Here is a 1,272-nt window from a genome sequence, read left to right on the forward strand (position 1 = left end):
TGTCTAAAGAAAAATTTGAACGTGTAAAACCACATATAAATGTTGGTACTATAGGTCATGTTGACCATGGTAAGACCACTTTAACTGCAGCTATCTGCACTACGCTATCTAAAATATACGGCGGTGCAGCGCGTGATTTCGCGTCTATTGATAACGCTCCAGAAGAACGTGAGCGAGGAATTACGATTTCTACTTCTCATGTTGAGTACGACACTCCAAACCGTCATTATGCACATGTAGATTGCCCAGGTCATGCAGATTATGTTAAAAACATGATTACAGGTGCAGCACAAATGGATGGTGGTATTCTTGTCGTTGCAGCAACGGATGGTCCAATGCCACAGACTCGCGAGCATATTCTTCTAGGTCGTCAGGTTGGTATTCCTTATATCATTGTCTTCATGAATAAATGCGACATGGTTGATGACGAAGAGTTACTTGAATTAGTAGAAATGGAAGTACGGGAACTTTTATCAGAATATGATTTCCCTGGTGATGAACTACCAGTCATCCAAGGCTCTGCTCTAGGAGCGTTGAATGGAGAACCTCAATGGACGAAAAAAATAATAGAACTTGCTGAAACCTTAGATAATTATATTCCAGAACCAGAACGTGCTGTAAATATGCCATTTTTAATGCCTATTGAAGATGTATTTTCAATTCAAGGTCGCGGTACAGTAGTGACTGGTCGTATTGAGCGCGGTGTCTTAAGTGTTGGAGATGAAGTTGCTATTGTAGGTATCAAAGATACTGTTATAACTACGTGTACTGGTGTTGAGATGTTTCGTAAACTTTTAGATGAAGGGCGTGCTGGTGAAAATGTTGGCGTGCTTCTACGTGGAACGAAGCGTGATGAGGTTGAACGTGGTCAAGTGTTAGCCAAACCTAGTTCGATTACTCCGCACACTAAATTTGAGTCGGAGGTATATGTACTCTCCAAAGATGAAGGTGGGCGTCACACTCCGTTCTTTAAAGGATATCGTCCACAATTTTATTTTCGAACAACTGACGTGACTGGTGATATTGCTTTACCCGAAGGTATAGAAATGGTAATGCCTGGCGATAATGTACAGATGATCGTTAAATTGATTGCTCCAATAGCGATGGATGAAGGTTTACGTTTTGCTATACGAGAAGGTGGCCGTACAGTAGGCGCTGGTGTCGTTGCTAAGATTCTCGAATAAACATATGTGTTGAAAGGGCACTATTTGATGCCCCTTCTTAAATATGACTCTTTGAACATATGTGCTTTGGTTTATTGCCAGTCAACTT

1 protein-coding gene is annotated in these 1,272 nt (G+C 41.2%); it reads left to right on the top strand.

Annotated elements, in window-relative coordinates; genetic code table 11:
* Positions 1–1,184, top strand: a 1,184-nt coding sequence (gene tuf / locus CF67_RS02745) for an elongation factor Tu (protein ID WP_034414122.1), incomplete at its 5' end; no start/stop codon positions are given.
* Positions 1,185–1,272: the final 88 nt, after the last annotated feature.

The organism is Candidatus Photodesmus blepharonis (assembly GCF_000731795.2).
Lineage (GTDB): Bacteria > Pseudomonadota > Gammaproteobacteria > Enterobacterales > Vibrionaceae > Vibrio > Vibrio blepharonis.